The sequence below is a fragment of the Chitinophaga oryziterrae genome, assembly GCF_009758125.1.
Lineage (GTDB): Bacteria > Bacteroidota > Bacteroidia > Chitinophagales > Chitinophagaceae > Chitinophaga > Chitinophaga oryziterrae.
Genome location: NZ_WRXO01000006.1, coordinates 378101 through 395547 on the forward strand (window position 1 = coordinate 378101; position 17447 = coordinate 395547).

A 17447-nucleotide genomic window follows, 5' to 3' on the forward strand; every position below is an offset into this window, starting at 1 on the left:
CAGCCAAAATCAGACTGACCATGAAATTAACATTTCTGATCTTATTCGCGGCCTGTTTGCAGGTGAGCGCCAGCAGTTATGCACAAAAGATCACTTTGTCAGAAAAGAATGCATCATTAGAGAAAATCTTCCGTGTCATCAAAGCACAGACGGGATACCTGTTCCTGTTTGATGACCAGCAATTACAATCTGCCAGAAAAGTGACCATCGAGGTGAAAGAGGCTTCCATCCAGACCGTACTGGACCAATGCTTCCAGGACCAGCCACTTGCTTACCGCATCGTAGACAAAACGATCATTGTACAACCTAAAGGAATAGTAAAAAAAGGCCCCCCTTTCGTCATACGGGGTGTCGTGACCGACGATGAAGGTCCGTTAGAACATGTTACGGTACAGGTAGAAGGCAAAGGCATTGGTATGACCACCAACGCAAAAGGAGAATATGATCTTACTGATCCTAATGTTGATGAAGAGACCATACTGATCTTCTCTTTCATTGGTTATGTTCCTCAAAAGATAAGGATCGGTAACCGCCATACCTTAAACGTAAAACTGGTACGCGACAGGAAAGTGCTGGACGAAACAGTGATCATCGGTTATGGTACTACTACCCAGCGTAAAAGTACCGGCGCTATCAGCAGCATCACTTCCAAAGAGATCGCTACCCAGACTATAGATAACCCTCTTACCGCCTTACAGGGCCACATTCCCGGTGTGCAGATCACACAGGATAACGGTTTACCCGGTGCCGGCGTGAGAGTACAGATACGCGGACAAAACACGGCTGCGGCAGGATTCATTCCCTTATACGTGATAGATGGTGTGCCGTTCACCTTATTTAATGGCGGACAACCTACTACTGATGCGCTGAATGCGTATGGTACCAGTGGCGCCAATGGTAATATCAGCCCGTTCAGCATGATCGCTCCGGAAGATATTGAACGCATAGACATCCTCAAAGATGCCGATGCTACTGCTATATATGGTTCCAGAGGCGCTAACGGCGTGATCCTGATCACTACCAAAAAAGGACGTAAAGGCAAAACATCTCTCAATATCAATGTATCTAACGGTATCGCTAACGTGAATCGTTATATCCCCATGATGAATACACAGGAATACCTGCAGATGCGTAAAGACGCTTTTGCCCATTCCGGCGTTACTCCTACCACTACCAATGCTAAAGACCTGCTGGTATGGGACCAGAATGCTTATACCGACTGGCAGAAATGGGCTATCGGTGGTACTGCTCATTATACCAATGCGGCCGTATCTGTATCCGGTGGAGATGCACAGAACACTTTCCTGTTCAGCTCTGACTATCGTAAACAAGGCACCGTATTCCCCGGAGATTTTGATAACAGCTCTCTTTCCGGCAGACTGAATGCAGGACATAGAAGTCTGGACGACAGATTCAATATGAACGTAGGCGTGAACTACTCTTACGCTAAGAACAACCTGCCTCAGACCGATTTAAGTTCGCTGTATGATCTGCCACCAAATTATCCTATCTATAATGCGGATAATTCATTGAACTGGACACGTACCAATCCTTTGTCTTATCTAAAGAAAAAGTATAATGGTCAAACCACTAACTTTATCAGCTCTGCAGATATCTCCTATAAAATATTATCCAATCTGACAGTAAAAGCAAACCTTGGTTTTACACAGACTATACTAAAACAAACGGTAGCCATTCCTGCCAGCTCTCAGAATATTGCAGCTACTGCAACACCTGCCGTGATTGCAGCTGCTAACAATCTGAGCTCTGCCAATAACGGCAATGATAACTATATAGTAGAACCTCAGATAGAATATACTACTGGTATTAAAGGTGGAAAATTACAGTTGCTGGCCGGAACAACTTTCCAGCAGAGTAAAGCAACCGGCATCTCCTTATATGGTTCAAATTTTAGCAGTGAATCATTGCTGAACTCCATCTCAAGTGCAGGTACTATTACGGTGAGGTCTAACAATTACTCCGTGTATAAGTACAATGCAGTATTTGCCAGGGCCAATTATAACTGGCAGGACAAATACATTGTGGATGGAACTTTCCGCAGGGACGGCTCTTCCCGTTTTGGTCCTAACCACCGCTTCGGGAACTTTGGTGCAGTAGGTGCTGCCTGGTTGTTCTCCAAAGAAAAGTTTATGGCGGATATCCCTGTCATCAGCTTTGGTAAATTACGTGGTAGCTATGGTTTAACCGGTAATGATCAGATCCCTAATTACCTGTATAGTGCGTTGTATACTTCTGCATGGACAGGCTATAATTATCTTGGTACCAATACACTGGTACAAAACAATATTTCCAATCCTGATCTGCACTGGGAAACGACTAAAAAGCTGGATTTTGCCCTGGAATTGGGATTATGGAACGACCGTATCCTGCTTAAAACCGACTTTTACCGCAACCGGTCTTCAGACCAGTTAGTGTACATTGCTTTACCAACTCAGAGCGGTTTCGTTAATTATACCGGTAACTTCCCTGCGCTGATTCAGAATAAGGGATGGGAATTTGAAGTAACGACTACCAATATCCAGTCTAAAAGTGTGAAATGGACTACTTCCCTGAATGTAACCATTAACAGGAATAAACTGATTTCATTCCCGAACCTGGCTACCTCCAGTTATAGCACCACCTATGTTATTGGTCAGCCTATAGATGTACAGTTGTTATATCATTATACAGGCGTAGATCCAACTACAGGTTCCCCTACCTTTACTTCCAAAGGTGCGACTCCTCAGTATGCTACCGACAGAGTTCCAATGAATGTTGGTCATCCGTATTACGGTGGTATTACCAACAATATCTCGTATAAGAATTTCACGCTTGATTTTACCTTCCAGTTCAATCACCGCAATGGATTCAAAAACAGTACCCTGACATCTAATTTCTATCCATATGGTTATGGGTATACGAACCAGAGCACTGCTATTCTTGACAGATGGAAAACAACAGGGGATAAGGCTTTCTTCCCATCTGCCGGTGCTAATTATGATCAGGCTTATTCTAATCTGGCCAGTTCTGACTATAACTGGGGAGATGCTTCCTTCATCAAATTCAAAACGCTGAGTCTTACTTACAACCTGCCAAAGACATGGTTGCAGCATGTACATATGTCTGGTGCTTCTTTGTATGCACAGGGACAAAATCTGTATACCTGGGCTAAACAAAAGTATGCGTACGATCCTGAAACCACACTGCCCGGAACAGGCCCTGGTTTAGGTACAGGAAGGTATTCTGCTTTCCCGCAATTACGTACAATGGTAGTAGGTCTGAATCTCTCATTCTAAAAATTAATGATCATGAAGAACTTTGTATATCTGATAATGGCAACGGTACTGTTCTCTTCCTGTGAGCGTTACGTGGATATTGATAAAGCGCCTAATCAGTTACTGATTGCGGATGCTTACAAACAGGATGCTACAGCTACCAGCGCTGTACTGAATATATATTCTGATGATGTCACAACTTATAGCCTTGCCAATTTTACTTACCTGGGCGGAGTGGAGTCTGATGAAATGTTATATACACAGGCTACCACTCCTGCTATTACAGAATTTGCACAGGCAGCGGTTTCTATTACCAATGCTAATGTGTTAAATTATCTCTGGTCCTATCCCTATTCCATCATTGCAAAAACCAATGTGGCTATTAATGGCTTAACAGCTTCCACTACATTAACGACTACCGTTAAAAGTCAGCTGTTAGGTGAGTGTAAGTTCTTCAGGGCTTTCACTTATTTCAACCTGGTGAATTATTTTGGAGGAGTACCGCTGGCACTTACAGGAGATCCATTGAAGGATGCGTATTTGCCAAGAGCATCAGCGGATTCTGTATGGGCGCAGATCATCAGCGACTTAAAAGATGCTGAAACCCTGTTGCCTGCTGCCTATACCGGAACATTAAGGACAAGGGTAAATAAGTATGCGGCATCCGCCTTACTGGCACGTGCTTATCTATATACAAAAGACTACGCAAATGCTGAAACAGAAGCCTCTAAAGTGATTGGTGCTACTGATATTTCCTACACTTTGTCTGATGTAAGCACCGCATTCTTAAATACCAGTAACGAAACGATTTTCCAGATAGCGCCTACTACATCCTGGAGCAGTTTCCCTTTCATGGGTACGTATTATATTTCTTATGGACAGTTCGTATTGTCTCCTTCTTTAACGGCATCATTTGAGGCAGGGGATAAGCGTAAAACTTCCTGGACAAAAGACAGCGTGATCAGCAAGTATAAAATGGCGGGCGGTGAATACAATGTTGTTTTACGCCTGGCAGAACAATACCTGATCAGGGCAGAAGCAAGGGCTCAGCAGAATACCAATCTTATCGGTGCGCAGACGGATCTTGATTCTGTAAGGGGCAGGGCAGGACTGCCAGCTACTACGGCTGCTACACAGACTACTTTACTGACAGCTATTGCGCAGGAACGTAAAGTAGAATTATTCGGAGAGTACAGTCACCGCTGGTTTGATCTGAAACGTACAGGAGAGGCGAATACTGTTATCGGTGCATTAAAACCAACTACCTGGAAATCCACAGCAGTACTGGCTCCTATTCCATCTGCGGAAATTATCAAGAATTCCGCTTTGGTGCAAAACGACGGTTATCCAAAATAAATAAAACATATGTCAACAATTAAATTAGCCGGCTTTGTACTCGTTAACCTGTCATTAGCCTTATCTGCTATGGCGCAGGGTACTTACCAACTTTCGGGCAAATTAGACGGTTTAACCAACGAAAAGGTTTACCTGAATAATGATGGAGATAAGACAGATTCTGCCTTTGCCAAAAACGGTGCTTTCAGTTTTACCGGAAAGATCAGTCAGGCTTCATATTATATGCTTCGCATAGCAGGAAAACAATACAGGGCAGCTGGATTCTTTATAGCTCCCGGTAAAACCACTTTAAAGGGCCATGCAGACTCTTTAAGTAAGGTGGTGATCACTGGTAACCCTTACAATAAGCAATGGCAGGAATGGCTTGTAACCTGGGGGCAGATCACGGAACAGGCAAGACCTATGTACATGCGTCTGGATTCTGCTTCTAAAGGGGGCAAAGTGAAAGAATCTCCTGAAGAAAGGAAGATTTTTGATGATGGGATGAAGTCGCTGGAAACACAGACAGAGGCTGCCGTTACCGCTTTCATTACAAAATACCCGCAGTCGCCGGTATCTCCGTTCATCATCATGGACCGTTTTGTAAACTATCCGAACCCTGAGATGGAAGCTAAGACCTGGGCGATGTTAGGTAAAGAAGCGAAGGGTTCTTTTTATGGAAAGAAGATTGCGGAACATCAGAAAATTGCTTTAAAAACAGCGATAGGGGCCAGGCCTGATTTTGCAGTAGCAGATACGTCCGGAAAGATGGTAAAATTATCTTCTTTAAGAGGGAAATATGTACTGGTAGATTTCTGGGCAAGCTGGTGCGGGCCTTGCCGTAAAGAGAATCCGAATGTGGTAAAAGCATACCAGCAGTATCATGATAAAGGATTTGATATTATGAGTGTATCACTGGACACCAATAAAGATGCGTGGATGAAAGCGGTTACAAAAGATAATCTTACCTGGAATCATGTAAGTGACCTGAAAGGCTGGAAAAGCCCGCTTGTAACGGAGTATGGGATACATGCAGTACCTACCAGTTTCTTATTGGATAAAGACGGGAAAGTAATTGCGAAAGATCTTCGTGGAGAGAAACTGGAAGAGAAGTTGAAGGAATTAATGCAGTAAAGTAGTGAGTGTTCGTGATTAATAGAGAAGGGCCTGCAATTGCAGGCCCTTCCTCATTTTAATTCTGCGGAGCAGAATGATATAATGTGCCATTGAAATTACCCGTTACTACTTTACCACCGACTGTGATTGTATAATTAATCGTGTAATTATCTCCTGAATGAGAAACATTCACCGTACCAGCAGTAACGCCCGTGATTTCTGTGCCTGCACCAGCTACGTTAGTCGCATTGTATCTTACAACAGCGCTGGAAAAGTTCTTCTTCACATCATAGGCTCCGTTATTCCTTGTAAGGAAGTCGTACTTAGGATAATTCAGTGTATCAACGAAAATCTGTACAAAGTTTTCTATGTAGTCAGGGGCCACACCGATATTGGTGATCTTCAGTCCATCTGTACCATTCCAGTAAGCATAATCAGCAGTATAGGCTTTCCCGTCCAGGGTAAATGAACCGCCTTTAACAGTTGATTTATTCTCGTCTTTTTTGCAGGAAATAGCAAACAGGCTTACAGCCAGCATAAACAGGGCAATTTTCTTCATAGGTTAAGTTTTATTTATTGAGAATCAAAAGGTTTTCCACCCGTAATCAGGTTTTTATGTAGGTTTAAATGTAACAGTTCACTCACAGGATATTCCTGTAAGATATGAATAAATATTAATATATCTATAGATAGTACTTCAGTTTGATTACATAATCTTCGCTCCAGATGTTATTGGTCAATAAATACACCTTATCTGGCGTGAATATTAGGTGAAGTTAAATTGAAAAACAAATCCTCAACCCATATTCCAAAGCTAAATCAGATAACTAAACAGTCAGAAATAACATCTTACAGGTTATTGTAGAAGGACTGCATATCGCCGGCCAACTGATCGTAAATAGGTTTAGTGAATAACATAAAGAGGTCCTGGGGAGGAGGAGGGGGAATATCAGAGCCACCGATCTGGCGCTTGTCTTCTTCACTGAGCGCCCTTTTATCACCTTTATAGGTACCGAATTCATTCTGCCAGGTATAACTACCGGGAAGACGGTTGCTGCGGATGATCTTATTGCTGGGAACATCTACCAGTTGGTAATCCAGAGCACCCTTAGAGATAACGCTGGCCCGGGTAACATAGATAGTTGCTCTGACTGTCTCGTATCTGTCGATGAATTTACCGCTGGTATCTTTGTAACTGCCTGTTACAATCTCTTTGGAAACATCGCGCTGACTTCTATCCACATAGGTTTGTCCGACTACGAAATCATAGAAGCGCAGTTGCAGGTATTCGTCGGCCTGCAGGTTGTTACTGCGGGCAATACGTTCGTCCGTAAACTGAACAAAGCGGTTGATATTACGTTGTTGCAGGTTGCGGATCAGGATATCCCTGAACTGGTCTGCGCTGAACTGAAAGTAGGATGAGTTGATTTCCAGTTCACTTATTACTACGTTGACAACCCCTCTGTTAAAAGACTCGTCTCTTAATTCGGCAGCGTTGCGGTAGTTGTTAATTAATTTAAGGGCAGCGTCGAATTCATCATAAGCTCTTCTGGCGCTGGCTTTATCCTCTTTCTTTAATAAAACAACGCCTCTCTGATAGCGTACTTCCGCCGCATTTTCCTGAGCGCCGGTAATAGCGTTACGGTAGTCTTTAGGCGTCACTACAGCCAGTGCAGCAGGAGAGGTGTGAATAATATCGTAGAGGGTTTGGAGTGAGCGGTATTCCTGTCGTACATATTCCCATTTCAGGGGGTTGTCAGAGGCCAGGTAACCATTCACTTTGTCTTCGTGCTGGTGTTGGGATTGCGCATATGCCTGAGGAAGCAGTTGCAGGGATGTAGTGTGCTGGGGATGCTTTTGTAATTTCTTTACAAATGCCTGTACGGCCTGATCGTAACGGCCTTTGTTATACAGTTTTTCCCCTGATTTACATGACAGAATGAATAGGATAGGTGCTATCAGCAACCAGTAACGGTTTTGCATATATTTCTCGATGTGTGTATAATCCTGCTACTTTATGTATCGTCTCATCTCTCTGTCGTTTTCACGCTCTCTGATACTGTCTCGTTTATCATGCAGCTTCTTACCTTTACCCAGTCCTATTTCCATTTTCGCATATCCTTTTTCAGAGATAAAAATGCGTAATGGAATGATGCTATAGCCTTTCTCTTTTATCTTCATTTCCAGTTTACGTAATTCCCGTTTTGTGAGCAGTAATTTACGTTCCCTGAGTGGATCATGATTATAGAAGGTCCCGTGCGTATAAGCCGAAACGTGGAGGCTTTTTACGTACAGTTCTCCGTGTGAGAAATAGCAGAAAGCATCATTGAAACTCACCCTGCTGGCGCGGATAGATTTTATCTCTGTACCGGACAATACAAGGCCTGCAATGAATTTATCTTCAATTGCGTATTCAAAGAATGCTGATCTATTTCTTAATTCTGCCATTTATTTTAAGTGACTGGCCAAAAAATGATGTTAAACAACAACATTTCCTGGCCAGCCTGTATTTATAATGTTCTTAATTCTTAAATAACACAAGCAGCTCTGCTAACTTGGGTTTCAGTTCTTTACGATCGATGATCAGATCGAGGAAACCGTGTTCCAGTACAAATTCTGCACTCTGGAAACCTTCCGGAAGATCTTTCTTGATCGTTTCCTTGATGATACGCGGACCGGCAAAGCCTATCAGCGCTTTAGGTTCTGATACGTTAAGGTCTCCCAGCATCGCGAAGGACGCGGTAACACCACCCGTAGTAGGATCTGTCATCATGGAAATGTACGGTAACTTGGCGTCTGCCAGTTGCGTTAATTTAGCGGACGTTTTAGCCATCTGCATCAATGAGAACGCACTTTCCATCATACGTGCACCACCCGATTTTGAAATGATCATCAGCGGCATTTTGTGCGCGATACAATAATCAATAGAACGGGCAATCTTTTCACCTACAACAGAACCCATGGAACCACCGATGAAGGCGAAGTCCATACAGGCTACGACCAGGTCGTTATCCATCACTTTCCCAACACCCACTCTCATGGCATCTTTTAATCCTGATTTCTTCTGGGCCTCTACTAACCTGGCACCGTAAGGTTTCAGGTCTTTAAAGCCGAGGAAGTCCTTCGGATAGATATTGTCAAAAAGCTCTTCGAATCCATTTTCATCAAAAATGATATCGAAATATTCTGCAGAATTAATACGATTGTGATAATTACATTTATCACATACATAAAAGTGTTCTTTCAGGTCTCTGACCGTGACGGTTTTTTTGCAGTTAGGACATTTGTGCCACAACCCATCCGGCGCTTCCTTCTTCTCACTTGTAGACGTTTGAATGCCTTGTTTAATGCGCTTAAACCAGCTTGACATATTGTACTATTAGGTTACAAAATAGTTGTGCAAGATACAAATTAAATTAACTTCCAAAGTATCTCATTCGCAATATTATGCTTAAAGTACCTGGGAACCAGTATTTTGGCGGGGAAAGATATATATTTAATTCAAGTAATAGGAGATTTGGCTGATAGGAGATAAAATAAAGCCCTCCGTGAGGGGAGGGCTTTATTTTAATATTGATTAATAACGAATTACGCGTTTCTGTTGATGCAGTTCAGATCAGCAAATGCTTCTTCCAAACGTTTTACAAAGGATTCTTCACCTTTACGCAGCCACACACGTGGATCGTAATATTTCTTGTTTGGTTTATCCGGTCCTTCCGGATTACCCAACTGACCCTGCAGGTATGCTTTCTTAGACTCGTAGAAGTCGTGAACACCTGCCCAGTATGCCCACTGCATATCTGTATCCAGGTTCATTTTAATTACACCATAACCCAGTGCTTCCGCGATCTGGTGTTTTGGAGAACCTGAACCACCATGGAATACATAAAACACTGGTTTAGCAGCAGTCTTGAATTTTTCCTGGATGAATTCCTGGCTGTTCTGTAAAATCACAGGGCGTAATTCTACATTACCCGGAGTATATACACCGTGTACGTTACCGAAAGCAGCTGCTACGGTGAAACGGGTACCGATCTTGGACAGTTCTTCGTAAGCGTAAGCTACTTCTTCAGGCTGAGTGTACAGCTTGGAGTTGTCGATACCGGAGTTGTCAACACCATCTTCCTCACCACCGGTTACACCCAGTTCGATTTCGATAGACATACCCAGCTTGTTCATGCGCTCGAAGTATTTCAGAGAAGTTTCGATATTCTCATGAATAGGCTCTTCGGAGAGGTCCAGCATATGGGAACTGTACAGCGGCTGACCGGTTTGCTTTTTGAAAGCTTCACCTGCGTCCAGCAGACCGTCGATCCATGGCAACCATTTCTTGGCAGCATGGTCTGTATGTAATACTACAGGTACACCATAGTATTTGGCTACTTCATGCACGTGTTTTGCACCTGATACACCACCAGCAATATTGGCCTGCAGCTTATCGTTAGGCATTCCTTTACCGGCATAGAACTGTGCACCGCCGTTAGAAAACTGTATAATTACAGGTGAGTTAACTTTTGCAGCGGCTTCCAGTACTGCGTTAACAGTGTTTGTTCCTACCACGTTCACGGCAGGCATTGCGAACGCATTGTTCTTAGCATCATTGTACAGCGCATCCAGCTCTTCGCCGAATAACACGCCAGCTCTGTATTTTCCCATAGCTTACGAATTGTTTTACATTTAAGGACAGCAAATATAAGTACTTAATAGTACTTATTATAGCGTTTAAATAGACTTTTAGCGGAAGGCCGCCATTATTTCCCTGAAATACGCGGGAGCCTCTAATAACCTGCTTCCATACCAGGAGTACATTTCACCGTCTACCAGCAGCACCTTTGCCTGGGGGAATATAACCTGTAATGCTGCGATATGTTTATCTTTAAAGGGGTAGGGTTCTGAGGAGAGCAGGATTAACCGGCAATCAGTTCCCTGTAACTGGTCCGGGGTAATAACAGGATACCTGGGTTTATCTCCGAAGATATTTTCCAGGCCGCAGGCCTTCATCATCTCATTGATAAAGGTATCCCCACCCGCTACCATCCAGGGATCTTTCCAGATAAAGTAAGCTGCTTTTATGGGGGCTAAGGCAGGCAGGCCCCTGAAACCTGCCATTATTTGTATGACTAAATCAACAGCTTCGGGGCTATGGCCTGTAATCACTCCTAACCACCGGATCATCTCCATCGCATCCCGCAGGTTATGAATGTCACTCACCCATACCGGGAATTCTTCCATTAAGGCTTTCACCTGTTCCGGTTCGTTCTCTTCTTTATTAGCGATGATAAGGTCTGGTTGCAGGGCACGTATCTTATCTATATGGAGTTGTTTGGTGCCTCCTATACGGGGTTTTGTCCGGAACCATTCGTCGGGGTGAACACAGAATTTAGTGATACCGGCAACGTCGGCGCCAATATGATATAATAATTCCGTCTGAGAGGGGACAAGCGATATGATCCGGCGCGGCGGGAAAGGAATAGCTACCCGCCGGCCCAACTGATCAATATAAATAGGATTAATTTCCAAGAGCCTGTATAATGTCGTATTTGGTAACAATATGATAGTTGCCGCTATCGTCTTTGGTTAAGACGGCGCCATTTTCCTTATTAATATAGACAGATAGTTTTTCTATAGGCGTATCCATCCGTACTTCCGGGAAGGCCGGCTGCATCACCTGTTTTACATGTGCATCTTTTAAGTTGGCATCATCTATCAACCTGATAAACAAACCGTTTTCAGAGATGGCGCCTATTATTTCGTTGTTATGTAATACCGGGATATGCTCAATATCGTATTTCTTCATTTTCACGATCACGTCACTTACTTTGTCTTCCGGCCCAATTGTTACCAGTGGCTGATTACGGCGGGCATTCACCACGTCTTTCACGGTTTTAACGTCTAAGAAACCGCGTTCCATCATCCACTGATCATTATATACCTTGCCTACATAACGGCTGCCATGATCATGAAAGATCACCACTACCAGGTCGGTCGGCTTCAACCGGCTTTTCAGCTGCTGTAGCCCTGCAATAGCGGAACCGGCGGAGTAACCCACGAAAATACCTTCTTCTTTAGAGATACGGCGGGCCATGACTGCGCCATCCTTATCCGTTACTTTTTCGAAATGGTCGATGAGGGACATGTCGTAGTTCTGTGGAACAAAATCTTCTCCTATCCCTTCTGTGATATAAGGATATACCTCACTCATGTCCAGTTCTCCGGTTTCATGGAACTTTTTCAGCAGGGAACCGTAACTGTCTATTGCCCAGAGCTGTATATCAGGATTTTTCTCTTTGAGATATTTACCGGTACCGGTAATCGTTCCGCCTGTACCTGTGGCTACTACCAGGTGGGTCACCTTTCCATCTGTCTGTTTCCAGATCTCCGGACCGGTTTGCTCGTAATGGGCATCGCGGTTGGCCAGGTTATCATACTGGTTCATGTAGTAGGAGTTGGGTATTTCCTTTGCCAGCCGGGCTGCTACTGAATAGTAAGAGCGGGGATCTTCCGGTTCCACATTGGTAGGGCACACGATCACTTCGGCGCCTACGGCTTTCAGGATATCTACCTTTTCTTTGGATTGTTTATCTGTAGTTGCGAAAATGCATTTATAGCCTTTCACCACGGCGGCAAGTGCCAGTCCCATACCGGTGTTACCGGACGTACCTTCTATAATGGTACCGCCTGGTTTTAACAGTCCCTTTTCCTCTGCCACTTCTACCATCTTCAGCGCCATACGGTCTTTAATTGAGTTGCCCGGGTTAAAGAATTCTACTTTTGCCAGTACGGGGCAGGGTAATCCGGCGGTAACGCGGTGTAATTTCACTAACGGGGTATTTCCTATTGTTTCAAGGATACTATTGCAAAAATCCATATGATGAGATGTTGAATTCCAGCGAAAATAAGGAAATAAAGTTAACTTAAAAGGGCCTCGGAAAGGGGTAGTGCATCAGTTTGATTACATAATATAATCTTCGCGTGCCAGATGTAGTTGATTAATAAATATACCTTATCTGCCGTGATTATCAGGTGAAGTTAAATTGAAAAACAAATCCTAAACCTATATTTCAAAGCTAAATTAGCGAACTAAACAGGCAGATGCAGTGTATTTATGATCAACTGCATCTGGCAATCTTCGCTTTGATAATTCAACTGAGTCACTACTCAGAAAGGCTTCGGAAGATACTTATCCAATACCTCTTTATAAGCCGTATTCTCCTATATTTGCAATATGAGTCAGCGGATTTTTATAACCGGCATAGGGACCGGGGTGGGGAAAACACTAACAGCAGCCTGCATTACAGAGGCGCTGCAAGCTGATTATTGGAAACCCGTACAAACCGGCCTGAAAGAGGGGACAGACACAGATACCGTACGTGGGTTGCTATCCAACCCGGTATCAGTATGCCACCGCGAGGCATATTGCCTGGAAGAACCCGCTTCACCGCATCTGGCTGCCCGTATGGAAGAAGTGACCATCAACGTAAAACGCATTATTGAAGTAGCTGAAAGCCTGCAACCTGCTAACCGTCCGCTGGTGATTGAAGGTGCAGGTGGACTCATGGTCCCCCTGAATGAACAGACATTCACGATCGATTTTATACAACAATTACAGGCAAAGGTGATCATCGTTGCCCAGAACTACCTGGGTAGTATCAATCACGCACTGTTAACTGCCCGTGTGCTGAAACATAGCGGTATCCCGGTGATGGGATGGGTTTTCAGCGGCGATTATCATAGTAATGAGGAAGAAGTGGTTTCATGGAGCGGGTTCCCGCACCTGGGCCGGATTCCCAGAACGCCCCTGGTAGATAAGGCATTTGTGAAAGAACAGGGAGATAAGTTATCTTTGCGGACAACAACATATTTTTAACCTACTTGTTAACAAAAAAGGATATACGAAAACAATACCTGGAAAAACGGCTCAATCTTCCGGATGACCTATCTACCACGCTAAACAGGCAACTGCTGGAAAAATGCAGGCAGCTCGATCTCAGCTCTTTTACCCTGGTTCACATCTTTCTGCCCATTACCGAAAAAAAGGAAGTGGATACCTATGCCCTGGTTGACTGGGCCAGGATTGCATGGCCTGATGTACAATGGGTATTGTCTAAGTCGGACCTTAGCACAGGTCTGATGTTACACTACCTCTGGGAACCCGATACCCTGCTGGTCAATAATAAATACGGTATCCCGGAACCGGAAAGCGGCACCCTGATCCCCCCTGCGATGCTTGATCTTGTCTTTGTTCCCCTGCTGGCATTTGACCATAAAGGACATCGTGTGGGATACGGAAAAGGGATGTACGACCGTTTTCTTCAGGAATGCAGGCCCGATGCCACTACCATCGGGTTGTCCCTGTTTGACCCGGTTGATTCAATTACTGATACAGATAGCCTGGACGTGCCACTGGATATGGTGATCACCCCGGGTCTTATCTATCAATTCAAGAAAAAATGATACAATACCTGAAAGTTTTATTATACCCTTTTTCCCTGTTATATGGCCTGGTGATGTGGGTCCGGAACCGTTTTTACGATACCAATGTACTCACGGCGGTGGAGTTTGACCTGCCCGTGATTGCGGTAGGTAACCTCTCTGTTGGCGGGACCGGCAAAACACCACATGTGGAACACCTGATCCGGCTGCTGAAAGACAAATACCGTACTGCCACCCTTAGCCGGGGATATAACCGCCATACCAGAGGTTACCTGCTGGCAGATGCGCAAAGCACGGCGGCACAACTGGGAGATGAACCCATGCAGTTCCATCAGAAATTCCCGGATATCAGCGTTTGTGTAGGAGAGGAGCGCATGCTGGCCATACCCCAGTTATTAGGAGAACGCCCGGAAACACAGGTGATATTGCTGGATGATGCTTTCCAGCACCGCTCTATCAAACCGGGCATGAATATCCTGATAACGGATTACAGCCGCCGTTTTACAAAAGACCATGTAGTACCCTTTGGCCGTCTGCGGGAAGGCCGCAAAGGATATGAAAGGGCCAATTGTATCATTGTTTCGAAATGTCCGCCGGCTTTATCAGAAGCAGAAAAAGCCGCTATCAGCAAGGAAATAAACCCGCTGCACGGCCAGCAACTGTACTTTACCTCTTTACAGTATGGCACATTATATGACATGTTCAGTGGAGAACCGGTAGATGTGCCGGCTGATACCACCCTGATGCTGGTATGTGGTATTGCCCGCCCTGAACCGCTGTTACAGCAGTTGAAAAGTACACACGAACAGGTGTACCTGCTGTCTTTCCCCGATCATTATTACTACGCCGGTCATGATCTGGAAAAGATTAAAAAAGAACTGGGAGACTTACCAGGGGATAAAAAAATGGTGATTACCACCGAAAAAGACGCCGTACGCCTTCACCTGCTTGAAGAACGCCTGAAGGAGTTAGACATACGCATTGCCGTTATGCCGGTAGAAATATCTTTCCTGTTCGGGGAAGCATATTCATTTAATAATTATATTTTTGATTACGTGGAGCAGTTTGGAAGTAACCATGATTAAATGTTACGAGAATGACAAAAAGTAAAAAACCTCAAAAAAGCAACAGCACCCAAAATACATTCAGGGGTACTGTACAAATAACCCGTTCGGGTATGTCCTTTGTAATTGTAGAAGGACAGGATAAAGACGTAATGGTAAGGCAACAAAACCTGAATACCGCGCTGGACGGAGACGAAGTGACAGTCTCTGTTATCAAGCAGGGTAAGAACCAGGGCCGCATGGAAGGTGTGGTAACGGAGATCATTACACGCAAGAAAACAGAATTTACGGGTACCCTGCAGGTGAATAAAGGCTTTGCCTTCCTGATACTGGATAAATCCCTGTTCATGCCGGACATCTATATCCCGGCCAATGTACTGAAGGATGGTAAGACCGGCGATAAAGCGCTGGTACGTGTGGTGAGCTGGGGAGACAAGACCCGCAAACCTGTGGGAGAGATCATTGAATTACTGGATGCCACTAATACCAATGACCTGGCCATGAAGGAGATCCTGATAGAAACAGGGTTCCCGCTCAGCTTTCCGGAAGATGTGATAAAAGAACTGGCACTGGTGAAAGAAGATATCAATACCGATGAAATAAAGAAGCGTAAGGACTTCCGTAAAACATTGACGTTTACGATAGATCCTGTTGACGCAAAGGATTTCGATGATGCGATATCTATTAAAAAAATGCGCGGTGGCTGGTATGAGATCGGTGTACATATTGCTGATGTAAGTCATTATGTACTGCCCGACACCTCCCTGGATAAAGAGGCGTATAAACGTGCCACCTCCGTATATCTGCCAGACCGTGTATCTCCTATGTTGCCGGAGAAGATCTCTAATGAATTGTGTTCTCTTCGTCCCAATGAAGATAAACTTACCTTCTCTACCGTTTTTAAAATGAATGAAAAAGGAGAGATCAAAGAACACTGGATAGGCAGAACTATCATTCACTCTGATCATCGCTTTACTTATGAAGATGTACAGGAAGTGATTGAGAAGAAAGCCGGACAGTATGAAGACGAAGTGCTGTTGTTAAACACGATCGCACAAACACTCCGTGCGGAAAGGTTTAAAAATGGCGCTATCAATTTCTCTTCACAGGAAGTACGCTTTCAGCTGGATGAAAATGCGAAGCCAATTGGTATTGTCATTAAAGAAAGTAAAGAGGCTCATCAACTGATTGAAGAGCTCATGCTGCTGGCTAACCGTACGGTGGCCGAGTATGTATTTAATATCAAGATAGGTACTAATCAGTCCGTACCTTTCCCATACAGGATACATGATACACCTGATGAAGAAAAGCTGAAGGTGTTTGCCGTATTTGCAAAGAAATTCGGGCATTCACTGGACGTAAGCGATCCTGATAAGTTAGCGTCTTCTTTCAATGAGATGCTGGCCTTTGCCAAAGGCAAACCAGAACAGCATGTACTGGAAACCTTAGGTATCCGTACAATGGCCAAGGCGGTGTATACCACCGGTAATATTGGTCACTATGGATTAGGATTTGAACACTACTGTCACTTCACCTCGCCTATACGCCGTTATCCGGATGTGCTGGTACATCGTGTACTGGCAGAATGCCTGGTCCATGATGTACATCCGGACAAGAACATGGAGAGTAAGTGCAAGCATTCTTCTGAAATGGAACGTAAGGCCATGGAGGCGGAAAGAGCGGCTAACAAATACAAACAGGTGGAATACATGCAGCAGTTCCTCGGGGAGGAATTTGAAGGCGTGGTAAGTGGTGTGGCGCACTTTGGTTTCTGGGTAGAGACCGTGGAAACCAAGTGTGAGGGTTTGGTAAGCATACACAATATGACGGCCAAAGATGAGTTTGTATATGATGAAGGGGAGTATGCACTGGTAGGACAGTATACCGGTAAGAAGATCCGTATCGGGGACAGAGTAAAGATCCGGGTAGTGGCTGCCAACTTAGTGAAGCGCCAGCTGGATTATGATCTGATCGAAGACTGGGGAGACGGACCTGATGTATCATCGAGGCCTCAGTACCGTCGTAAACCTGCGGATGATACCAGGAGAGGTACCAGCAGGAAACAGTCCGGTGGTAAGAAAACTTCCTCCGGAGACAGACGGTCTTCAACAGGCGACAGAAGATCTTCCTCAGGGGAGAGAAAATCTTCCTCAGGAGAAAAGAAATCTTCCGGTGGAAGATCAAAACCATCTACAGGAAAACCTAAAAGAAAAAATGATTAGAA

Annotated in this window: 14 protein-coding genes; 7 read left to right on the forward strand and 7 right to left on the reverse strand. The window is 44.4% G+C overall.

Annotated elements, in window-relative coordinates:
- Positions 1–20: 20 nt before the first annotated feature.
- The 3 genes from GO495_RS21270 to GO495_RS21280 are packed head-to-tail and all read left to right on the forward strand — an operon-like array spanning position 21 to position 5744.
- The gene (locus GO495_RS21270) at positions 21–3296 is read left to right on the forward strand and encodes a SusC/RagA family TonB-linked outer membrane protein (RefSeq protein ID WP_170302700.1); all 3276 of its coding nucleotides are present in this window, start codon (positions 21–23) and stop codon (positions 3294–3296) included.
- A 12-nt stretch (positions 3297–3308) separates the two neighbouring features.
- Positions 3309–4631 carry a RagB/SusD family nutrient uptake outer membrane protein gene (locus tag GO495_RS21275; protein WP_170302701.1) on the forward strand — a complete coding sequence of 441 codons (1323 nt, stop codon included), beginning with the start codon at positions 3309–3311 and terminating at the stop codon, positions 4629–4631.
- 9 nt (positions 4632–4640) lie between these two features.
- Complete coding sequence (locus tag GO495_RS21280) at positions 4641–5744, forward strand: TlpA disulfide reductase family protein (protein ID WP_157301746.1); 1104 nt, start codon at positions 4641–4643, stop codon at positions 5742–5744.
- Positions 5745–5802: 58 nt separating this feature from the next.
- Here the strand turns inward: GO495_RS21280 and GO495_RS21285 are convergent, their stop codons facing one another.
- The 7 genes from GO495_RS21285 to GO495_RS21315 all read right to left on the reverse strand — a co-directional run bounded on the left by GO495_RS21285 (position 5803) and on the right by GO495_RS21315 (position 12594).
- Entirely contained in the window at positions 5803–6285 is a 483-nt protein-coding gene (locus tag GO495_RS21285; RefSeq protein WP_157301747.1) for a hypothetical protein, read from the reverse strand.
- A 290-nt stretch (positions 6286–6575) separates the two neighbouring features.
- Positions 6576–7709, reverse strand: coding sequence for a hypothetical protein (locus GO495_RS21290; protein ID WP_157301748.1), 1134 nt, complete (start codon positions 7707–7709; stop codon positions 6576–6578).
- A 27-nt stretch (positions 7710–7736) separates the two neighbouring features.
- Entirely contained in the window at positions 7737–8174 is a 438-nt protein-coding gene (gene smpB / locus GO495_RS21295; protein WP_089785458.1) for an SsrA-binding protein, read from the reverse strand.
- Positions 8175–8247: 73 nt separating this feature from the next.
- Entirely contained in the window at positions 8248–9096 is an 849-nt protein-coding gene (accD, locus tag GO495_RS21300; protein ID WP_089785460.1) for an acetyl-CoA carboxylase, carboxyltransferase subunit beta, read from the reverse strand.
- Positions 9097–9314: 218 nt separating this feature from the next.
- Entirely contained in the window at positions 9315–10382 is a 1068-nt protein-coding gene (gene fbaA / locus GO495_RS21305; RefSeq protein ID WP_157301749.1) for a class II fructose-bisphosphate aldolase, read from the reverse strand.
- A 78-nt stretch (positions 10383–10460) separates the two neighbouring features.
- Positions 10461–11246, reverse strand: coding sequence for a helical backbone metal receptor (locus GO495_RS21310; RefSeq protein ID WP_157301750.1), 786 nt, complete (start codon positions 11244–11246; stop codon positions 10461–10463).
- Positions 11236–12594 carry a pyridoxal-phosphate dependent enzyme gene (locus GO495_RS21315; RefSeq protein WP_157301751.1) on the reverse strand — a complete coding sequence of 453 codons (1359 nt, stop codon included), beginning with the start codon at positions 12592–12594 and terminating at the stop codon, positions 11236–11238. The genes GO495_RS21310 and GO495_RS21315 overlap by 11 nt, the downstream gene beginning before the upstream one ends.
- 357 nt (positions 12595–12951) lie before the next feature.
- On the opposite strand from GO495_RS21315, the gene bioD reads away from it, so the two are divergent.
- Genes bioD through rnr form a run of 4 tightly spaced genes read left to right on the forward strand, consistent with a single transcriptional unit; the run spans position 12952 to position 17445 of the window.
- Positions 12952–13593: a dethiobiotin synthase gene (gene bioD, locus GO495_RS21320; RefSeq protein WP_157301752.1), complete on the forward strand. Its 642-nt coding sequence runs from the start codon at positions 12952–12954 to the stop codon at positions 13591–13593.
- A gap of 5 nt (positions 13594–13598) precedes the next feature.
- Positions 13599–14180 carry a 5-formyltetrahydrofolate cyclo-ligase gene (locus tag GO495_RS21325; RefSeq protein WP_157301753.1) on the forward strand — a complete coding sequence of 194 codons (582 nt, stop codon included), beginning with the start codon at positions 13599–13601 and terminating at the stop codon, positions 14178–14180.
- On the forward strand, positions 14177–15244 hold the full coding sequence (gene lpxK, locus GO495_RS21330; protein ID WP_157301754.1) for a tetraacyldisaccharide 4'-kinase: 1068 nt from the start codon (positions 14177–14179) through the stop codon (positions 15242–15244). The genes GO495_RS21325 and lpxK overlap by 4 nt, the downstream gene beginning before the upstream one ends.
- 11 nt (positions 15245–15255) lie before the next feature.
- On the forward strand, positions 15256–17445 hold the full coding sequence (rnr, locus tag GO495_RS21335) for a ribonuclease R (protein ID WP_157301755.1): 2190 nt from the start codon (positions 15256–15258) through the stop codon (positions 17443–17445).
- Positions 17446–17447: the final 2 nt, after the last annotated feature.

Bases quoted from the DNA above. Each gene is read 5' to 3' on its own strand.
- accD (WP_089785460.1), bottom strand. From the start codon at position 9,096: ATGTCAAGCTGGTTTAAGCGCATTAAACAAGGCATTCAAACGTCTACA.
- GO495_RS21290 (WP_157301748.1), bottom strand. From the start codon at position 7,709: ATGCAAAACCGTTACTGGTTGCTGATAGCACCTATCCTATTCATTCTG.
- fbaA (WP_157301749.1), bottom strand. From the start codon at position 10,382: ATGGGAAAATACAGAGCTGGCGTGTTATTCGGCGAAGAGCTGGATGCG.
- lpxK (WP_157301754.1), top strand. From the start codon at position 14,177: ATGATACAATACCTGAAAGTTTTATTATACCCTTTTTCCCTGTTATAT.
- GO495_RS21315 (WP_157301751.1), bottom strand. From the start codon at position 12,594: ATGGATTTTTGCAATAGTATCCTTGAAACAATAGGAAATACCCCGTTA.
- bioD (WP_157301752.1), top strand. From the start codon at position 12,952: ATGAGTCAGCGGATTTTTATAACCGGCATAGGGACCGGGGTGGGGAAA.
- GO495_RS21280 (WP_157301746.1), top strand. From the start codon at position 4,641: ATGTCAACAATTAAATTAGCCGGCTTTGTACTCGTTAACCTGTCATTA.
- GO495_RS21275 (WP_170302701.1), top strand. From the start codon at position 3,309: ATGAAGAACTTTGTATATCTGATAATGGCAACGGTACTGTTCTCTTCC.
- GO495_RS21285 (WP_157301747.1), bottom strand. From the start codon at position 6,285: ATGAAGAAAATTGCCCTGTTTATGCTGGCTGTAAGCCTGTTTGCTATT.
- rnr (WP_157301755.1), top strand. From the start codon at position 15,256: ATGACAAAAAGTAAAAAACCTCAAAAAAGCAACAGCACCCAAAATACA.
- GO495_RS21270 (WP_170302700.1), top strand. From the start codon at position 21: ATGAAATTAACATTTCTGATCTTATTCGCGGCCTGTTTGCAGGTGAGC.
- smpB (WP_089785458.1), bottom strand. From the start codon at position 8,174: ATGGCAGAATTAAGAAATAGATCAGCATTCTTTGAATACGCAATTGAA.